Here is a 19,279-nt window from a genome sequence, read left to right as displayed (position 1 = left end):
CTATGTCAATGGTTTTTTTTGTATGTTGTCAGACCTTATATTCCATAATAATCAAATACACATTTGGCCACATCATAAGGTTTTACATTTAAATTTGGCAACTCATTTACCGGCATCCATAAAGGAATATAACTCCCTCTATCTTTCAGCTCGAACTCCTCGCCTTTACCACTTCCGAAAACTCCACCTATAATATGGGCATTATAATAATACTCCGTACCTTTATACTCCACCTTTGTAATCAGATGCTCCACTTGTATATGTACCCCTAATTCTTCATAAACCTCTCGCTTCGTTGCTTCTTCAGGCGTTTCTCCTTCTTCAATTCCCCCGCCTGGAAAAACAAAATACATCTCACCTTCTCGAACACGTTTTATAAGAGCGATTTTACCACCTTGTATAATTATAGCTGCACCGCGATTTCTTCTCACTTTATTACCTCAACACCAATCGCAACTGTTCCCCATTCTTTTTCTTGTTCTTTCGTATATATTCCGTATGTACTTTCTAACATTTCTTTTACACTAAGTTCTTCACAATCAAATAATTTTTTATCAATTTGTTCGTACATTGCTTTAAAGCTTTCGTATCGTTTTATCTCCGTTACTTTTACAGCCATCGTTTCTGCTGTCGTAAGGTTCGTAAATACAATTTCATCGTCTTGTTTTATAAGTTGACGTTTTTTATCGTATAAGCGTACTTCATATACTTTTTTTCCTAATTGAATCGACTGAAAAGGTTTATTATATAATCCCATTCCGTATCTCATACATTTCACTCCCTTTTATTCATCTTGCCTACTAACATTTTTGCACATTACCATTTCATACAACATAGTTCGCCTTACTTCACCTTGCATATAATGTTCCATATCCATTACTTTCTTTAGAGAGGATGCTAAAATTGGTATGTTATATTTAAATCAAAAACCTGAATATAATAAATATGATATCGGTGATTATACTTACAGTAAAGTAGGCCCTATTATTTTTTCTTGGAATGATGAAACAAAATTAAAAATAGGTAAGTTTTGTTCATTAGGAGAAGAAGTCGTTTTCGTACTTGGCGGTGAACATCGTGCTGATTGGATAACAACTTATCCATTTAATGTCCTCTTCGAAGAAGGAGCACACATTACTGGTCATCCTTCTTCAAAAGGTGATATCGTAGTCGGCAATGATGTATGGATTGGTTATCAATCCTGCATTTTATCTGGTGTTACAATTGGTAACGGGGCCATTATCGGGGCCAAGAGTGTTGTTACAAAAGACGTACCTCCATATGCAATCGTCGCTGGTAATCCTGCCAAACTAGTTCGATATCGTTTCCCGCAAGAAATCATTGAAAAACTAGAAAACCTTGCATGGTGGGACTGGGACATTTCCGTTATAAAAGGAGCTATTCCATTTCTACTCTCCAACAAAGTCAACGAATTTTTCACTTCTCCCGAAGAAGAAGCTACTTGATCTAAACAAAAAGAGCATCCTATTCTTTCAGGATGCTCTTTTTGTGTTTATTTTTTATTTATTCGCAACTGATTACACGGAGAACAGTGAAATGGAATTTTGTCTAAACAATTAAAGTTTGTTTCACAAATTTGTTCTATCGTTGGAACGAATGGAATGACAACTATGTTACTATCTATTATTTGTGTAACAGGTGGCAATACTGTGCCTACTTGATGTTCGAAGCGAATACTCGCTTGATTAATATAATTTCCTGAACCACTTGGTGCACTCTGAACTGTTACTTGGAACGAAACTGTCCTTGCTTCACCTGGATTTAAACTTCCTATAAGAAACCCTGATACTGGGCTTACATTTGGCACTCGCGTATTATCAACAGTTACACTTCCAGGAACAAATTGAACACTACTATCTAACATATCTTGAAAACGAATATTTTGTATCGCTGTATCTCCCGTATTTGTAATAACTGTCGTAAACGTAATAACATCTCCAATTGTTGCTGTTTGATGATCTGCCACTTTTACAACAGTCGTTGAAACATTCTGAGGAATAAACGGGATAACAACTGTATTGCTATCGCCTTCAACTACTACAGGCGGTTCATTTGGATTCACAGTTGCAAACCCACTCGCTGTCGCTGTATTTGTAACTAAGTTATTTATTTGCCCTCCTGTTATTACAACTTGGAAATTAATAATTGCTGCATCATTTGGTTGAAAATCACCTAACGGAATACCAGTATTCGGATTAGCAAATGGAAAAGGTACATCATTTACTGTTACCGTGCCATTTATAAATAACGTATTCGGATCAATGATATCCGTTAAAGCAATATTCGTCACAGGAACTGTACTATCATTTATAACAGCAATTCCGTAAGTGACAACATCTCCTACCATCGCTACTTCAAAGTTTGCTCCTTTTGCAACAAATAAAATTGCAGTATTTACCGTTACAATCACAGTATTACTCGTGTCCATTACTGTAACTGGCGGCTCTCCTGGTACTAAAATATACTCAGCTAACGCTCCAGCAACGTTCACTACCGTACTACCATCAGGAAAACTTGTAATTGTAGCTTCATATGTTACAATCGCCGTTTCACCGACTGGGATATCTGGTATCGTAAATCCAATCTGTGGATTTAACCCCGGCTGTGGTATTCCATTTATCGTTACACTATTTGGGACAAAATCAGCTTCCTGAGATAACACGTCTATAAATTGAACATTCATCGCATCAGCCGTACCAGTATTTAATATACGAACAGTATACGTTACCGTTTCTCCTACTCCAACAATTGGATGATCTACTTCTTTTAGCATATCTAAACTACCTCTATTTACTGGAGTTACTGTCGTATTACTCGAACTCGTAATTGTAAACGGTGGTTCTCCTGGAATAAGTTCAAAACTACCCGTTACACTCGCCGAATTCATAATGCTATTAGAAGGCGGGATTGAGATTACAGTTACTTCAAACGTTATGAGTACACTAGCTCCTACTGGGAGATCCGGTAATGAAAAGCCTACAAAAGGATCTAAACCTACTTGCGGAATCCCATTTATCTGTACACTCCCTGGAACGAATTCTAAACTAGGTGATGGAACGTCAATAAATTGCACATTTGTCGCTGTTACCGTTCCTGTATTTGTAACTTGCACACTATACGTTAACGTATCTCCTAATCGTGTCGCCTGTTTGTTGACAGTTTTTATAACATTGAATCGCCCTCTATTTACCCTTGTTATTGTCGTATTACTCGGCTCTGTTACTACAACTGGTGGTTCTCCTGGTACTAAAGTAAAACTTCCTGTTATATTTGCAACATTCGTTATCGTTCCTGAAGATGGAATATTTGTCACTGTCGCTTGGAACGTCACTATAGTCGTATTGCCAACAAGTATATCGCCAATTCCAAACCCAGTAATCGGATTCAAACCAGGTTGCGGAGTTCCATTTACCGTTACACTATTTGGGACAAGTGACGCTCCTGCTGAAATCGTATCAATAAACTGAACATTGTTAGCTGTTACTGTTCCCGTATTCGTTATTTGCACTGTATACGTTAATACATCGCCAACGAGAGTCGCAGCCCTGTTCACCTGTTTTATAACATTAAATCGTCCTCTATTTACAGTTGTGAGTGTTGTATTGCTTGGTTGGTTTACTATAACTGGTGGTTCTCCTGGTACTAATATAAAGCTTCCAGTCACATTTGCCGTATTGGCAATCGTTCCATTTGATGGAACACTGACAACTTTTACTTGGAATGTGACTTCTACACTTTCCCCTGGATTTATATCTGGAAGCGAGAATCCATTATTAGGATTGAATCCAGGTTGTAACACACCGTCTATCGTTACACTGTTCGGTATGAATGTTATAGAGGAAGGTAATACATCACTATATTGAACATTCGTCGCTGTCACCGTTCCCGTATTTTGAACTACTGTTGTATATGTGATTGTATCCCCTACTGCAACAACCGGCTGACTTACTGATTTTAAAACATTCAAACCAGATTCATTTATTTTCGTTAATGTCGTGTTACTTGTCGTTGTTTCAGTTATAGGCGGCTCTGTTTCACTTACAGCAAATGTAGCCGTAACATCCACAAAGTTAACTACTGTTCCACCTTGAGGTATGCTCGTTACCATCTCTTGGTATGTGACAAGTACAAAATCATCTACAGGTATATCTGGAACTGTAAAGCCTATGAACGGATCTAATCCTGGTGCCGGCACCCCGTTTATGCTCACACTTCCCGGTACAAATGCTACACCGGCGGAAGTAGTATCGATAAATTCAACATTGGTCGCTGCCACTGTGCCGAAATTAAAGATTAATACATCATACGTTAAAATTTCTCCTACAGTGGCTACTTCTTTATCTACTAATTTTAATGGAAAAATCGAAGCTATATTAATTGTCGTAACGACTAAATTCGTTAATATCGTTTCCGTAATCGGTGGTTCCTGAGGATTTGGTTGTGAAGTAAATGTAACGTCTGCATCATTTAATATGACTTCATTATCTGGAATTTCTGTAATCGTCACTTGGAACGTTACCTCAATACTTCCACCATTAATTAATAATGGGGTAACTGTAAATCCTATTTCTGGATTTAAACCAAGTTGCTGCACCCCACCTATCGTTACACTATCTTCTACAAATGTCGTTCCTTCTGGTATGACATCTTGGAAGAACACATCTGTAACAGGTATAATTCCTACGTTTGAAATTAGCACGGTATACGTTAATACATCCCCAACCGCTCCAGTTGCAACGTCAACTGTTTTTGTTGCTGTTACTTCACCAGGAGGAGGTAACGGTATTGTAACTACTGTCGTATTACTTGAATTTGTCGTTGTTACAGGCGGTTGTAAAGGATTTAATAAAAAAGTGGCTGTAGCAGCTGCTGTGTTTAATACTGCTCCACGTGTAGACGGTGCAACTACCGTAACTTGGAACGTTACTGTCAATGATGTTCCAGCTGCGATATTAGGGAGCGGGAAACCAACATTTGGGTCAAAGCCAGGTTGAGGCGTTCCATTTATCGCTACACTATTTGCGACAAATGTTGTTTCTGTTGCAATCGGATCAATGAAAGAAACATTCGTCGCTAGTACTGTGCCATTATTTCGAATGACAACAGAATACGTGTAAGTCTCTCCAAGTGCTGCTTGTTGTACAGATGAAGATTTTTGTATATTTAACTGTGCCGTATTTACCTGTGTCACTACAAAATTACTATTCGTAACAGTCGTTATAGGAGGTCCTGCCGGATTTATAAGGAAACTGGCAGTAACATTCGATTGATTTCTTATATTCCCTCCACTTGGAACACTCGTCACTGTAACTTGAAACGTAATTGTAGCGGTTTGCCCGACTGGAATATTTGGTACTGGAAAACCTGTCATAGGATTCGCGCCTTGCTGAACAACTCCATTTATCGTTACACTATTCGCTACAAATGTAGCTCCAGTTGGGATTGGATCTTGAAAAATGATATTTGTTGCAGGAACAGTTCCTGTATTTTGAATAAGAATCGTATACGTTAACGTATCTCCTATACCTGCTTGTGGTGTATTTACACTCTTCATTACATTAAGTGATCCTACATTCACTCGCGTCACAACAATATTACTAATCGTTACAATTGTAATTGGTGGCTGCAAAGGACTTACTTGGAAATCAGCAGTGACATTCGCATTATTCGGAAGTACCCTGTTCGCTGGCACACTTGTGATTAACACTTGGAAAGTGACAGTTACCATCCCTCCTACTGGAATATTAGCAAGCGGAAATCCAGTTGTCGGATCTAAACCAGGTTGAGATATCCCGTTTATTGTTACACTATTCGCAACAAACGTTGTTCCAGATGGAATCGGATCAAGGAATGATACATTTGTCGCTGCTACTGTTCCACTATTTTGTATACGAACTGTATACGTTAACGTATCTCCTACACCGGCTTCACTAGCACTTACGCTCTTCATTACATTTAGCCCTGAAGAATTCACAACTGTCATAACAGTATTACTTGGTACTGTTACAGTAATTGGTGGCTCTGTTGGATTTACAAGGAAATCTCCAGTTACATTCGCATTATTTACGACATTATTTCCTTGGGGAATTTCATCAATTAATACTTCAAACGAAACAATTACACTTGCGCCAGTAGGCAAATTATTTAGTGGAAATCCAAGTTCTGGATCTGCTCCTTCTTGTAAAACACCATTAACTAATACACTGTTTTCAATAAATAATGTCCCTTGCGGAATTGAATCTTGGAAAAATACATTTGTCGCTGGTACACTACCTGCATTTATGATTTCGATTGTATATACTAAAACATCCCCTACCGTTGCAACATCCGTATTGACTGATTTCACAACTTCAAAATCCCCCGATTGTACAGTTGTGTTAACAATGTTACTAGGAACATTAATTGTTACTGGTGGTTCGCTCGGATTCACTTGAAAACTTGCTGTTACATTTGCTTGATTTAAAATATCTTCATTTGGCGGATCCTGCTCAATTAATACTTCAAATGTAACTGCAACTGTCTGAGCCGCAGGGATATTCGGAAGAGAAAATCCTGAATTTGGATTTAGTCCACTTTGTGGTGTTCCATTAATTGTTACAGAGTTTGCAACGAAAGAAACCGCTGAAGAAGTAGTGTCTTGGAAAAATACATTTGTTAACGGAACGTTACCTGTATTTTGGACGGTAATCGTGTATGTTAAAGTATCACCTACTGCCGCTTGAGCTGTATTTACTTCTTTTATTACATTTAAACCACCTGTATTAACTTGTGTTACAACGGTATTCGTTTGCCTATTAATCGTTACTGGCGGTTGATTCGGAATAACGACGAAATTAGCAGCTACATTACCGCGATTCGCAATCGTGCCTCCTGATGGGGTAGATGTAACTCGTACTTGAAAAGTCACCGTTCTACTTCCACCTGGAGATATATTCGCTACCGTAAACCCAGTCGCTGGATTTGCCCCAGGTTGCGAAACTCCATCAACAGTTACACTATTTGGTATAAAAGTCGTTCCAATTGGGGTTGGATCTTGAAAAATAACGTTCGTCGCCAGTACATTTCCTGTATTTTCAATTGTAACGGTATACGTAAGAACGTCGTTAACCGTCGCAAAAGCTCTATCTACTGTTTTTCTCGTTCTTATATCGGCTATATTTATTGTAGTAAATACTGTATTACTTGTCGCTTGGCCTGAAACCGGTTGTTGACCAGGAACCGGAATAAAGTTAAACGTTGCACTTGCACGGTTCGGGATTGGATTTACAAGAGGATTAGATGTCACTCGAACTTGAAAGCGTACTACAGTCGTTTGCGAAGCATTAATACTTCCAAGATTAATACTACTTGCTGGATTCGCTCCTGGTCGAGCTACTCCATTTACCGTAACACTATTTGTTACAAACGTTGTTCCAGCAGGTATACTATCAACAAAAATCACATTATTTGCAACGACATTCCCATTATTCGTCACATTAACTGTGTACGTTAATACATCATTAAGTGTTGCCGTCTGTAAATCTACAGATTTTTGCAAACTTATATTTGCGCGATTTACCGTCGTCTGTACTGTATTTGAAGAAGCTGTACTTGTGATAGGAGGACTTCCAACAAAAGGACGGAATTGGTATGACACCATTGCACGATTTGGAATAGGGTTTGGGTTCGGGAACGATGTTATTCGAACTTGAAATGTAACAATTCTTTGCGTGTTATTTGGGATTGTACCTAAATTAATTCCATTCGCTGGATTCGCACTCGGTTGTGTTACTCCACCTACCGTTACACTACCTGCTACAAATGTCGTTCCGTTCGGAATACTATCTTGTAATACAACGTTTTCTGCACTTCCTGTTCCTGTGTTCGGGACCGTAATCGTATAGGTGAGAGTATCCCCTACCCCTGCAACTGTTCTATTAACCGATTTAACAGGATTAATGATTGGACCTGTCGCATCAATTTGAACACCAAAACCAGCTGCAGCGTATCCATCTCCATTTGTGACAAAGCGAACAGTTGCTGACGTTTGATTGTTTACTAAAGAAGATGAGGCATCTACATTCGTAATATCCCACCCTTGTCTTCGGACCGCTAAAGCGATTCCTAACGGCTGATTCAAATCTCCAAATGTGCCGCTCGTATCTAGATTGCCACTATCATTACAAATTTGTGATTGAAAGAAATTATTCGCGGGGTTTCTCGGACCGAATAATGCGACTGTAGCATTTGTATTCGGTCCAAAGCGAAGCTGATCTCCAACAATGTTAGAATCACCTTCTTGAGCAGTTACGAGCACTCTTCCTGTAACAGCTCCTGTTGCCGGAGTAGCAAACCCTGAAATAGTAGCATCAACTGGCGGGGATGAAGCATCGATAATTTCTTGACCTGCATATACTGACAAATTCCGAAGTGGTAAACTTGCATTTTGATAAACTACCTCAAGCGTCCAGCCAGCTGAACGACTGATTGTTGGATCAGCTGAAGTTCTTGCAGCTGGCACGGCACCTGTTGTATATGTGCCTGCCCCACCTGTATTAACAAGATTCGTTACATTAGCAGAGCGAACATAATAAAACTGGTTCCCAACTGAACCTTGCTGCGCAGTTGCAGGATCTGGTGCAACAGAAAATGTTCCTGCTGGTGTTGTAAATGAAATATTATCATTTAAAAATGCTGTAACATCCTCTGTATCGGTCCGGTATGTGCCGGCCCATACTAGTTCTGCGTATAAAACACTACTCCCTGCTGGAAGGTTCAAAATTGCACTTGAAGAATTTAATGGCCAGTCATTCGTTGTTCCTGCCGGGAATCCAGGTACTTGAAGCGATGTATTTATCGTTGTAAACATATCAATCGTGCCGAAGTTATTGTTTGGTGCAGGTGATGTAGGACTTAGTCCCAACGTGTTCCCAGTGAACGTGACAGCACCAGTTACTGTTGTTGTAAAACGATTCATAAAAGGCACACAATCATCTCATTTCATTTATAGTAAAAAGTGCTCTATACTATAAAATGTAGACAAACTATATAATGTACGTTGTCCAACAAAATTCCACATATATGGAGAGGAGTTTACTATACTATGCGCTACGTTATCGTAACAGGAACTTCACAAGGTTTAGGTGAGGCAATCGCCGTGCAATTGTTAGAAGAAAATACAACCGTTATCTCTATTTCTAGGAGAGAAAATAAACAGCTTGCAAAACTCGCAGAGCAAAACGACAGCAATTATATTTTCCATTCCATAGATCTTCAAGATGTACATAATTTAGAAACTCATTTTAACGAAGTCTTTTCATCTATTCAAAAAGACAATGTCTCATCGATTCATTTAATTAATAATGCAGGAACACTTGCACCAATGAAACCTATTGAAAAGTCAGAAAGTGAACAATTCATTACGAACGTTCATATTAATTTAATCGCACCAATGATTCTTACTTCCACTTTCATGAAACATACGAAAGACTGGAAAGTAGAAAAACGCATTATAAATATTTCATCTGGAGCAGGAAAAAATCCTTATTTCGGATGGGGAGCTTATTGTACAACGAAAGCCGGTGTAAATATGTTTACACAGTGCGTAGCTACTGAAGAAGTGGAGAAAGAATATCCTGTAAAAACTGTCGCTTTCGCACCCGGTGTTGTTGATACAAATATGCAAGCACAAATTCGTGAAACAAATAAGGAAGACTTTATTAACTTAGATCGATTCACCGCATTAAAAGAAGAAGGAAAGCTGCTGTCACCTGAATATGTTGCGAAAGCTATTCGTAACTTACTAGAAACTGAGAATTTCCCGCAGGGTGAAGTAATTCGAATTGATGAATAACAAAGAGGCACGCTATAATAGCGTGCCTTTTCATTCTATTTCTCTAAAAATATAAGTACAGACTCCATAATCTTCTCATAACCAATTTCTTGATAAATTTTATTTGATGTCGGATTTGCCAGGTCCGTATATAATGTCGTTGTTTTGTAGCCTTCATCTAACATACGTTGACTAAGTGCAGCGACACAACTAGATGCGTACCCTTTTTTCCGAGCTTCTTTCGGTGTATATACGAAATTAACTGTTATATTGTTTGTAGTCGGTCTCGTTTTTGCAGCTACAGAAACAATCTTCCCGTCTACTTCCAAACCAAATAGACGATGATTAGTAATTAATGTATGAGCAGTTTGTTTCGCTTCTTCTTTCGTAGTAGGAAGCTTCACATCTTCGCAAAATTGATATATCCACTGCTCTATTAATGTTAGCTCATCACTACTTACTTCTCGAAAGATTCCATCTCCGTTCCACTTTTTCTTTACTTGTTTTAATTCATATATACCTTGCTCCATTGCAACATTAGTCTTCTTATTCTCTAACACTGCAATCTCTTCCGCTAATTTCTGTACGATTTTTTTATTACCAATCAATCCAGGAATATGTGGATATACTTTCGTTAACTCTTTTGCAAGTTCCTTAATAGCTACTGCCGAAATCTCAGACGTAGCAACAATTATTTGTTTCTTTTCTTCTGTTTGAAGAAATACAGCTGCAATTTCTTCCTCTTGTTTTGCTACTCCTATAAATATCGGTTCTTGAACAACTTGTAATACACCTAATATGAGATTATTTTCCTGCTCATTCTTCTCTAAAAATGGTGTAACCTCTTCTGTAAAATTAAGAATCTCTTCATATACATGTAATTGAATCATCGACAATCTCTTCTCTCTATTTATAGTTTCATTAAGTATTGGCGATTAATTCATTAAATCCTTCTTTTACGATTTAATAATGTCCGAAGCTAACGTATTCAAATCATTTTCAGCTTGTAAAATTCTTTGTTTTTCCTTTTCAAATACCTCTTCTTCTTTTTGAAATGACTCTTTTCGATTTTTAATCATACGCTCCATCTCTTTTTTACTCGGTCCACCATATACATTTCTTTTTTGAATAAAAGCTTCTGGTGATATAATTTCTTTCCACTCTTCTTCTAATAAATTTACTTTCAAATTTTCTTGTAAGTATACATTTATGTCTTTGAAATTTAATTCATGTAACTCCTTTTTCTGCTCCAATGACATATTCGCAATCGCACTTGCTGCATGATGTGCATGCCGAAATGGTATTTCATAGTTTTTTGTTAAAACATCTGCGAAATCTGTAATCGTAATCGCGTGTTTATATGAACGACTTTTTAACGTTTCCTCTTCTACTTTCATCGTTCGAATAACTGCGTTCATCATACAAAAAACACGAATCGCCTTTTCGATCCCTTTATATAAATACGGCTGCAAGTCATCCTCCGTATCGACAATATCGCCAAATGGTGTATTATGAATCATTTGAAATACAGTAAATGCTTCCCCTAAAGCACTACTCGTAATAGCACGAGCATGTTCTATTGAAACAGGATTTCGTTTTTGCGGCATAATACTACTTATTTGCACATATGGCTTCGCTACAGTAATCCCATCATATTCTTTCGTCGCTAATAGTAAAAAATCATGAATCCATCTACTCGTATTCGTCATAATGACCATAAGTAACGAGCTAACTTCTAATAAATAATCTGCTCCAGCAACAGCATCATATGAGTTCTCAATTACATTTATAAACCCAAGTAACTGTGCCACTCGTTTTCTCTTAATTGGGAAGCTTGTTGTAGAAAGCGCAGCTGCCCCCATTGGAGAATGATTTAAAAGATGATACGCTTTTTTCATTCTTTCTAAGTCTCGTTGCATCGTATCATAAATTGCCAAAACATAATGACCAAATGTTGTCGGTTGCGCCGGTTGTGTATGTGTATACGCGGGCATAATTGTTTCCATATGTTCACCGGCGAGCTCGAGCATACTTTCTTGCAGCAATAAATGATGTTCCATTAACCGCAATACAAATTGCCGTAAACTCATGCGATACATCGTTACACCCATATCATTTCTACTTCTACCGATATGCATATTACTTACAAATTCACACTTTGCTTCTTGAGAAAGCAAATGTTCAACTAAGAAAAAAAGATCTTCATGCTGCTCCGTATATAATAATCTATCCTTGGGAATTGCCTCTACCTTTTTAAGTGCTGTTAGTATAACTTTAGCTTCTTCTCTTTTCATCAACTTTTCTTCAGTTAACATAATAATATGCGCCCTATGCACTTGAAACATATCTTTCAATAAATAATTGCGTTGAAAATCAAATACATGCTGTAATACACAATCCACATATGTTTCCCCAGGGAAATCAGCGCCTTCACTCTTTATAAACTCTTCTTTACTCTGTTTCATCACCTTTTCCCCTCTCACCTAAGTATTACTACCCATCATACCCAGGGATGGCAAAAAAGTGCTTGTACGTAAAAATAAACTCGGTGCTTATAGCACCGAGTTTATTTAATAAAAGTCGCATCATACTTATCACTTTGTAACACTTGGAAATGTAAATTTGCTAAGTGTTTACGTATTTCAGCACTGTCATCTTCATTTAAATTATTTGCTAAGAAAACAATTTCTGTACAGTTTCCGCGTTTATCCATTGCATAAACTGCTTTAGTTACCGTCCATGGTGTATAACCATTCTTTTGTCCAGCATGCCTGAATGTTTTACGATATTTCTTTGCGCTCATATCTGTTTCAACGATATTCGCCCACACTTTTTCTTCAGCTTCTGTAAGACCACCCTTATGATTTGCCTTTTGAAGCAGTACCATATAATCGTTAGCGGAAGCAGCCGGCAATCTATCCGACCAAATTTTGTCGTAACGTTCCTCTAAATACAGAGGAATTTCCTTCTGTAATAATGGTCCCTTCTTTTTTAAGCGTTCATGAATAATCATAGCATATTCACGATATTGCTCTTGAGACATTTCTTTTAACTTTTTCTCTATTTTATATTTTGGAACATGTAATTCTTTATGCAAATATCCTGGAATATATAATGATGAAACAATCGGAAATAGTGGTTGGTGTGCAGGGAGCGATAAGCTTTGTAAATTTCGATTAATGTTATCTAGCCCTAACACTTCCATTAAATATTCAGTATTTGCATTTGAACTGAACTTAACCATTCCTTTTGCAACTTCTTCTAAAGAAACCGCTCCTTCAGTTATCTTCCCTGTTTTTTGCAAATAATTTTGCCACCTGTCTTGTGCACCACCATCTGTATTTGGTACATAATAACGATTCACATCATTAATTGAGACGAAACTAGACGGATCAATTTTCCCTTCGGTAACTTGTTTCGTATATTCAAGCGCCACAATTAATTTCATCGTACTAGCAACTGGCAATACAACATTTGGATTTACAGAATAAACAACTTTATCATTTCTCTTTACTAGAAGCGCGCTATTTTTTTCATCTTTATGTTCTTCAATAAAGGATGCTATATATTCCGCATCATCATTATTTGAACTCCAAACTTTTTTCACTAAAAAGTTACCTGATATTAGCAAAACGAAAATACCCACAATCACTGCGCATACTATAGTTTTTTTCAAGTAAAATTCCTCTCCTATTGTGTAACTCTTCTCTATTTATCTCTTAAAAACAAAATAATGGAGATGATTATTTAAACAATCATCTCCATTATTTTAACTTGTATGCTACTATTATGTCTACGTCATAATTTTCACAAAATCCTCTAGAAACTTTTTATAATGTAAAGACCAGCCAATTTTAACCCAATTTTTCAACGCTTTTGCTTCAGGTTGCGGGCGAAAATCAGCGATACTTTCTCCTTTTGCAACTCCAACCGTATCGACATCAACACGGCGATACACGTAATCTAAAAGAGATGGATTTGCCGCTACCATCATTGTAACAACGTCATGTACTGGACTGCCTGTTATTTTGGGATTTAACTTTTTATAAGCTTTATAATAATACGTAAATATCGGTTCGATTAACTTATTAAAACTTGTTTTAGAGTTTTTCGTAATATATTTTACCATCTCTGGTGTAATAATTGCTTCGGATGTAACGTTAAGCGGCACCACTGTCACATTTTTTGCATTTTGCATAACTAATTGTGACGCAATAGGATCACCATGAAAATTCGCCTCTGCGACTGGTGTAACATTTCCAGGCATTAAGAACGCACCGCCCATTATATAATATTCTTTCACATACTTCATCATCGGTTTTTCTAAAATAAATGCCGTCGCTAATGTTGTTGATCTGCCGGCATCAACAATGATTAGTTCTCCTTTATATTTTTCAATGATATCGAAAAATGCACAAAAAGGTTTAATATTGGGAGAAAAAGTTTTAGGAGGCTTAATAGGTCCCAAACCGTCTACCCCATGAATTTCCGGATAATATGTTACAAACTCCCCAGATAAAGGAATTTTCGCTCCATTAATAACAGGTATATCTTCCCGGCCCGCCATTTGCAATAAATACGCCGCATTACTCGTCGCCTTTTCCTGCGTTACATTCCCATATCCAGTTACGACTCCAACAATATCAATATCAGGATGCAATAATCCATACATAATTGCTAAAGAGTCATCAATTCCTGGGTCTCCTAAAAATAATATTTTTTTCATAGACCTCAACTCCATCCCATCAATTGTTATTACTTTATGAATACATGACGGAATACAGAATGAAAAAGATAAATTTTGTATAAACAAAAAACGTTGGAACTTCATATTAGAAGTTCCTACGTTTTTCTATATTTTTATGCTACTTTTTTCATCGTAACCATACTACCAATTATATAAGAGATAAATGCAAAGCAAATCGGGAAAACAACTGTATGTATACCGAATGGATTAGGGTAGCAAAGGTGAATAAACATATAGGAACCTACTCCAACTAAAATAGATGCGAGAGCTCCAGTTGCATTTCCTTTTTTCCAATATAAACCTAACACAATCGGCCAAATGAACGCTGCTTCTAAACCACCGAAAGAAAATAAATTTAACCAAATTAAAAAGTCTGGTGGCTTAATAGCGGCAGCATATACGAGTAATCCTACGATACCAGTAATCAATAGGCTACCTTTCTTTATCGTACTATCCGCGGCATCTTTATTTATGTAGTTCACATATATATCTTTAATAATTGACGAACTTACAAGTAATAATAATGAGTTCACAGTAGACATTATCGCTGCCATTGGTGCAGCTAAGAAAACTCCAGCTAACCAAGGTGGCAACACTTCCATCGCGAGTAGCGGCATTACTTTATCTGGTACCGTTATGCCTGGAAGGACTACTCTTGCAAACACACCTGTTAAATGCATACCAATCATAATTGTACCGACGACAACCGTTCCAATGATTAATGCTTGGTGCATAGCTTTTGAATTTTTATAAGACATAGCACGCACACTAATTTGCGGTAATCCAACGACACCAATTCCAATTAAAATCCAAAATGATGTGACATATGATTTCGTTAAACTTCCATCCGCTCCGAACGGTGTTATTAGATTCGGATTAATTTGAATAAGTTCCTGCATAATCTTTTCAACTCCGCCACCAGCAATGACAGTAGCAATTAAAATGATTGTTGTTCCGACTAACATAATGATTCCTAATAACGTATCTGATAAAGCGACTGCACGAAATCCACCAATTAACACATACACAAGTACAGAAAATGTAAATAAAAATAGTGCCGTTGTGTAGGAAAGTCCTGTTAGCGACTCAATTAATCGTCCGCCGCCAACCCACTGGGCTACTGTTGCTGAGAACAAAAAGATTATAATACATAACGCAGAAAGAACAACTACCGCTTTATTATTGTATCTGCCCTTTAAATAATCAATAAGCGTAATTGCTTCCATCTTTCTAGCGATAATAGCAAACTTTTTACCAATAACCGTTAAAACGATATATCCTGTTACAACTTGAATCGCTGATAACAGCACCCATCCAAGACCCATATTGTAAGCAATACCAGGCCCGCCGATAAAGCTACTTGCACTACCGTACGTAGCAATCATCGTCATAGCTAATAATAAGCCACCAAGTTCACGCCCACCAAGAAAATATTCTTGTAAAAATTTATTATTAGCGGTTGCTTGTACACGTCTTGATGCATATACACCAATTAAAAACACAACGATAAAAGAAATTATCATTGGGATTATTACATACCAATTCATCTATCATTCCTCACTTTTTTCTTCCTCATCGAGTGAAATATCTTGAAATAAAAAACGAACAACTAAAATAAGCAAAATAACCATTACGATAAATCCAACGATACAGCTATAAAAAAACCATGCTGGAAAACCTAATACATATGTATATTCACTCGGATCCTTACTTCCAAGCCCATAAGCAAATCCATACCATATTATAAAATTAATAATAGCTAATCCAAGACCAATTAACGCTTCTCTATGGGCAACTCGAAAGCGCGGATCATCATGATAATTCTTCATTTTCCCCCTCCTCTCACGATGTATAATTGTACCACTGTTTTTCTAGTTTTTCCTACTAGAAAACAAAAACGCGCAGGATTTTTTGTAATTATATAGAATACAATGTTTCATTACATATTTTTTACAATTGTAACGAAAATGAAATTTGAATTTTCAGTATTTTTTATTTATGATTTTAAGTAGAGGCTTTTCATCTAGTTCCCACATCCTTGATTTCGGAATAAACGCCGTCTCGTACTGCGTTTAAATTATATTTTCAAGGGGGTTATACAATGAGTCAACTAGCTGTAAATCTTCATGAAAAGGTAGAGAAATTTCTTCAGGGCACAAAGAAACTATATGTGAACGGATCGTTCATTGAAAGCGCTTCCGGAAAAACATTTAAAACTCCTAACCCAGCAACTGGTGAAACACTCGCTATCGTTGCTGAAGCTGGTCGCGAAGACATTCATAAAGCTGTGGTAGCTGCTCGAATGGCTTTCGATGAAGGTCCTTGGTCACGCATGAGCACTGCTGAACGCAGCCGTCTTATGTACAAGCTCGCTGATTTAATGGAAGAACATAAAGAAGAGCTGGCACAGCTCGAAACGTTAGATAACGGAAAGCCAATCCGTGAAACAATGGCGGCAGACATACCACTTGCAATTGAGCATATGCGCTATTATGCTGGCTGGGCGACGAAAATTGTTGGTCAAACAATTCCTGTTTCCGGTGATTACTTTAACTATACACGCCATGAAGCTGTTGGTGTCGTCGGTCAAATTATCCCTTGGAACTTCCCACTTCTTATGGCAATGTGGAAAATGGGAGCTGCGCTTGCTACAGGATGTACAATCGTTTTAAAACCTGCAGAACAAACTCCACTATCCGCTCTATACTTAGCTGAATTAATTGAAGAAGCTGGATTCCCGAAAGGTGTTATTAATATCGTTCCTGGATTCGGTGAATCAGCTGGACAAGCACTTGTTAATCATCCACTCGTTGATAAAATTGCATTTACTGGTTCTACTCCAGTCGGTAAACAAATTATGCGACAAGCATCTGAATCATTGAAACGTGTTACTTTAGAGCTTGGCGGTAAATCACCGAACATTATTTTACCAGACGCCGACTTATCTCGCGCGATTCCTGGTGCACTTTCTGGTGTTATGTTTAACCAAGGACAAGTATGCTCTGCTGGATCACGCTTATTTATTCCAAAGAAAATGTATGATAATGTCATGGCTGATCTCGTCCTCTATTCTAAAAAACTAAATCAAGGTGTCGGTCTTAACCCTGAAACAACAATCGGTCCTCTCGTTTCCGAAGAACAACAAAAACGTGTAATGAGCTACATTGAAAAAGGGATTGAAGAAGGCGCTGAAGTACTTTGCGGAGGAAATAATCCATTCGATCAAGGCTACTTCGTTTCTCCTACAGTATTCGCTGACGTAAATGACGAAATGACGATCGCAAAAGAAGAAATTTTCGGTCCAGTTATTTCTGCAATACCTTTTAACGATATTGATGAAGTAATTGAACGTGCAAATAAATCACAATTCGGCTTAGCGGCTGGTGTGTGGACAGAAAATGTTAAAACAGCACACTATGTTGCAAGTAAAGTACGTGCTGGTACTGTATGGGTAAACTGTTATAACGTCTTTGATGCAGCATCTCCATTTGGAGGATTTAAACAATCCGGTCTTGGCCGCGAAATGGGATCTTACGCGCTGAACAACTATACAGAAGTGAAGAGCGTTTGGATTAACTTAAATTAACGAGAAAGAACCTGACCTACTCGGTCAGGTTCTTTTCATTATGTATTCATTTACACTTGCAACCCACCGCTCACATTTAATACCTCTCCTGTAATGTAAGACGCATACTCTGATGCTAAAAAGGCAGCAGCGTTTGCAATATCTTCCGGCGTTCCAATTCTTCCAACTGGAATCGCTCCAACCATTTTCTCTTTTACTTTATCCGGTATTGTTTTTGTCATATCAGTATCCATAAACCCTGGACAAATCGCATTACACGTAATACCAAAACTTCCAACCTCTTTCGCTGCTGTTTTTGTTAAGCCTACAACCCCTGCTTTTGTAGCCGCATAATTTGCTTGTCCAATGTTTCCTTCCCTACTAATAGAAGAAATATTAATAATCCGTCCATACTGTTGTTGTCTCATATAAAGAAGTGCTGGCTGCATACAATAAAAAACGCCAGTTAAGTTCACTTGTAATACTTGTTCCCAAGCAGACTTCTCCATCTTATGTAACATTGCATCTTTTGTAATCCCAGCGTTATTCACTAAAATATGTAATGTACCAAATTTTTGCACCGCATATTCAATTAACGACTTCGCTTCATTTTGATTACTCACATCACATCGATATAAACTCACATCATACCCTTCATCTGATAATTCACGTGTCGTTTCTTGTAGCTTCTCTTCATTTACATCACTAATTAATACTTTGGCCCCTAGTTTTGCAAAAACTCGTGCAATTTCTTTTCCAATCCCCTGTGCAGCACCCGTTACAACAGCTGTTTTCCCATTCAACAATTCCATCTCTATCCCCCATTTCTATTAGTTATATTGTATATTTCGGCTCTATGCTTTCCAAATCCTCTTTGTATAAAAAAGTCTATTTGTGTCAAACTAACTTTGCAACGCCGCATAAAACACAAGGAGATTGTGTCGAATGAAAAAAAAGAATGTAAATCGAAACAAAGCTGCCGATGGCATTGATGTTGAGTTCGCTCGCGAACTCGCTGACCACAATGACTTAGAAGCAAACGCACGTGCAAATGCCGCTGATGCACGTCAAAAACGCCAATCAACAGAAAAATAAGGAACTACAACGTTCCTTATTCTTTTCAACAGGGACCTAC

Annotated in this window: 14 protein-coding genes; 4 read left to right on the top strand and 10 right to left on the bottom strand. The window is 37.6% G+C overall.

The features are described 5' to 3' along the window. Positions 1-35 precede the first annotated feature (35 nt). Together B5P42_RS21050 and B5P42_RS21045 are read right to left on the bottom strand one after the other, a co-directional pair. Positions 36-431: an NUDIX hydrolase gene (locus B5P42_RS21050; protein ID WP_044439968.1), complete on the bottom strand. Its 396-nt coding sequence runs from the start codon at positions 429-431 to the stop codon at positions 36-38. After that, positions 428-769, bottom strand: coding sequence for an ASCH domain-containing protein (locus tag B5P42_RS21045; RefSeq protein WP_113735110.1), 342 nt, complete (start codon positions 767-769; stop codon positions 428-430). The genes B5P42_RS21050 and B5P42_RS21045 overlap by 4 nt, the downstream gene beginning before the upstream one ends. A gap of 139 nt (positions 770-908) precedes the next feature. Between B5P42_RS21045 and B5P42_RS21040 the strand changes: the two genes are divergently transcribed. Next, positions 909-1,466: a CatB-related O-acetyltransferase gene (locus B5P42_RS21040; RefSeq protein WP_002128459.1), complete on the top strand. Its 558-nt coding sequence runs from the start codon at positions 909-911 to the stop codon at positions 1,464-1,466. 47 nt (positions 1,467-1,513) lie between these two features. On the opposite strand, the gene B5P42_RS21035 is transcribed toward B5P42_RS21040, so the two are convergent. Further along, positions 1,514-8,986 (bottom strand): DUF7507 domain-containing protein, encoded by a 7,473-nt coding sequence (locus B5P42_RS21035; protein ID WP_113735109.1) that lies wholly within the window; start codon positions 8,984-8,986, stop codon positions 1,514-1,516. A 117-nt stretch (positions 8,987-9,103) separates the two neighbouring features. Between B5P42_RS21035 and B5P42_RS21030 the strand changes: the two genes are divergently transcribed. After that, on the top strand, positions 9,104-9,853 hold the full coding sequence (locus B5P42_RS21030; protein WP_002128461.1) for a (S)-benzoin forming benzil reductase: 750 nt from the start codon (positions 9,104-9,106) through the stop codon (positions 9,851-9,853). A 35-nt stretch (positions 9,854-9,888) separates the two neighbouring features. Here the strand turns inward: B5P42_RS21030 and B5P42_RS21025 are convergent, their stop codons facing one another. The 6 genes from B5P42_RS21025 to B5P42_RS21000 all read right to left on the bottom strand — a co-directional run bounded on the left by B5P42_RS21025 (position 9,889) and on the right by B5P42_RS21000 (position 16,408). Beyond that, the gene (locus tag B5P42_RS21025; RefSeq protein WP_113735108.1) at positions 9,889-10,722 is read right to left on the bottom strand and encodes a GNAT family N-acetyltransferase; all 834 of its coding nucleotides are present in this window, start codon (positions 10,720-10,722) and stop codon (positions 9,889-9,891) included. 66 nt (positions 10,723-10,788) lie between these two features. Next, a complete protein-coding gene (gene argH / locus B5P42_RS21020; RefSeq protein WP_113735107.1) occupies positions 10,789-12,297 on the bottom strand; it encodes an argininosuccinate lyase in 1,509 nt (502 codons plus the stop codon). Positions 12,298-12,398: 101 nt separating this feature from the next. Next, positions 12,399-13,508, bottom strand: coding sequence for a serine hydrolase (locus B5P42_RS21015; protein ID WP_113735106.1), 1,110 nt, complete (start codon positions 13,506-13,508; stop codon positions 12,399-12,401). A gap of 117 nt (positions 13,509-13,625) precedes the next feature. Beyond that, on the bottom strand, positions 13,626-14,558 hold the full coding sequence (locus B5P42_RS21010) for a nucleoside hydrolase (RefSeq protein ID WP_113735105.1): 933 nt from the start codon (positions 14,556-14,558) through the stop codon (positions 13,626-13,628). Positions 14,559-14,692: 134 nt separating this feature from the next. Next, positions 14,693-16,126, bottom strand: coding sequence for a sodium/pantothenate symporter (gene panF / locus B5P42_RS21005; protein ID WP_002087740.1), 1,434 nt, complete (start codon positions 16,124-16,126; stop codon positions 14,693-14,695). 3 nt (positions 16,127-16,129) lie between these two features. Then, positions 16,130-16,408 (bottom strand): YhdT family protein, encoded by a 279-nt coding sequence (locus tag B5P42_RS21000; RefSeq protein ID WP_002014357.1) that lies wholly within the window; start codon positions 16,406-16,408, stop codon positions 16,130-16,132. 272 nt (positions 16,409-16,680) lie between these two features. On the opposite strand from B5P42_RS21000, the gene dhaS reads away from it, so the two are divergent. Further along, the gene (gene dhaS, locus B5P42_RS20995; RefSeq protein ID WP_113735104.1) at positions 16,681-18,165 is read left to right on the top strand and encodes an aldehyde dehydrogenase DhaS; all 1,485 of its coding nucleotides are present in this window, start codon (positions 16,681-16,683) and stop codon (positions 18,163-18,165) included. Positions 18,166-18,215: 50 nt separating this feature from the next. Here the strand turns inward: dhaS and fabG are convergent, their stop codons facing one another. Continuing rightward, positions 18,216-18,956, bottom strand: coding sequence for a 3-oxoacyl-ACP reductase FabG (gene fabG / locus B5P42_RS20990; protein WP_002014354.1), 741 nt, complete (start codon positions 18,954-18,956; stop codon positions 18,216-18,218). Between the two features lie 133 nt (positions 18,957-19,089). Between fabG and B5P42_RS20985 the strand changes: the two genes are divergently transcribed. Next, a complete protein-coding gene (locus B5P42_RS20985) occupies positions 19,090-19,239 on the top strand; it encodes a YfhD family protein (protein WP_002066466.1) in 150 nt (49 codons plus the stop codon). Positions 19,240-19,279: the final 40 nt, after the last annotated feature.

It is taken from the genome of Bacillus sp. SRB_331 (assembly GCF_003264175.1).
Lineage (GTDB): Bacteria > Bacillota > Bacilli > Bacillales > Bacillaceae_G > Bacillus_A > Bacillus_A mycoides.
The sequence above is the reverse complement of the archived record's forward strand: the minus strand, read 5'-3'. Positions and strand labels throughout refer to the sequence as shown.

Bases quoted from the DNA above. Each gene is read 5' to 3' on its own strand.
- B5P42_RS21045 (WP_113735110.1), bottom strand. From the start codon at position 769: ATGAGATACGGAATGGGATTATATAATAAACCTTTTCAGTCGATTCAA.
- B5P42_RS21040 (WP_002128459.1), top strand. From the start codon at position 909: ATGTTATATTTAAATCAAAAACCTGAATATAATAAATATGATATCGGT.
- B5P42_RS21030 (WP_002128461.1), top strand. From the start codon at position 9,104: ATGCGCTACGTTATCGTAACAGGAACTTCACAAGGTTTAGGTGAGGCA.
- B5P42_RS21025 (WP_113735108.1), bottom strand. From the start codon at position 10,722: ATGATTCAATTACATGTATATGAAGAGATTCTTAATTTTACAGAAGAG.
- argH (WP_113735107.1), bottom strand. From the start codon at position 12,297: ATGAAACAGAGTAAAGAAGAGTTTATAAAGAGTGAAGGCGCTGATTTC.
- B5P42_RS21010 (WP_113735105.1), bottom strand. From the start codon at position 14,558: ATGAAAAAAATATTATTTTTAGGAGACCCAGGAATTGATGACTCTTTA.
- panF (WP_002087740.1), bottom strand. From the start codon at position 16,126: ATGAATTGGTATGTAATAATCCCAATGATAATTTCTTTTATCGTTGTG.
- B5P42_RS21000 (WP_002014357.1), bottom strand. From the start codon at position 16,408: ATGAAGAATTATCATGATGATCCGCGCTTTCGAGTTGCCCATAGAGAA.
- dhaS (WP_113735104.1), top strand. From the start codon at position 16,681: ATGAGTCAACTAGCTGTAAATCTTCATGAAAAGGTAGAGAAATTTCTT.
- fabG (WP_002014354.1), bottom strand. From the start codon at position 18,956: ATGGAATTGTTGAATGGGAAAACAGCTGTTGTAACGGGTGCTGCACAG.
- B5P42_RS20985 (WP_002066466.1), top strand. From the start codon at position 19,090: ATGAAAAAAAAGAATGTAAATCGAAACAAAGCTGCCGATGGCATTGAT.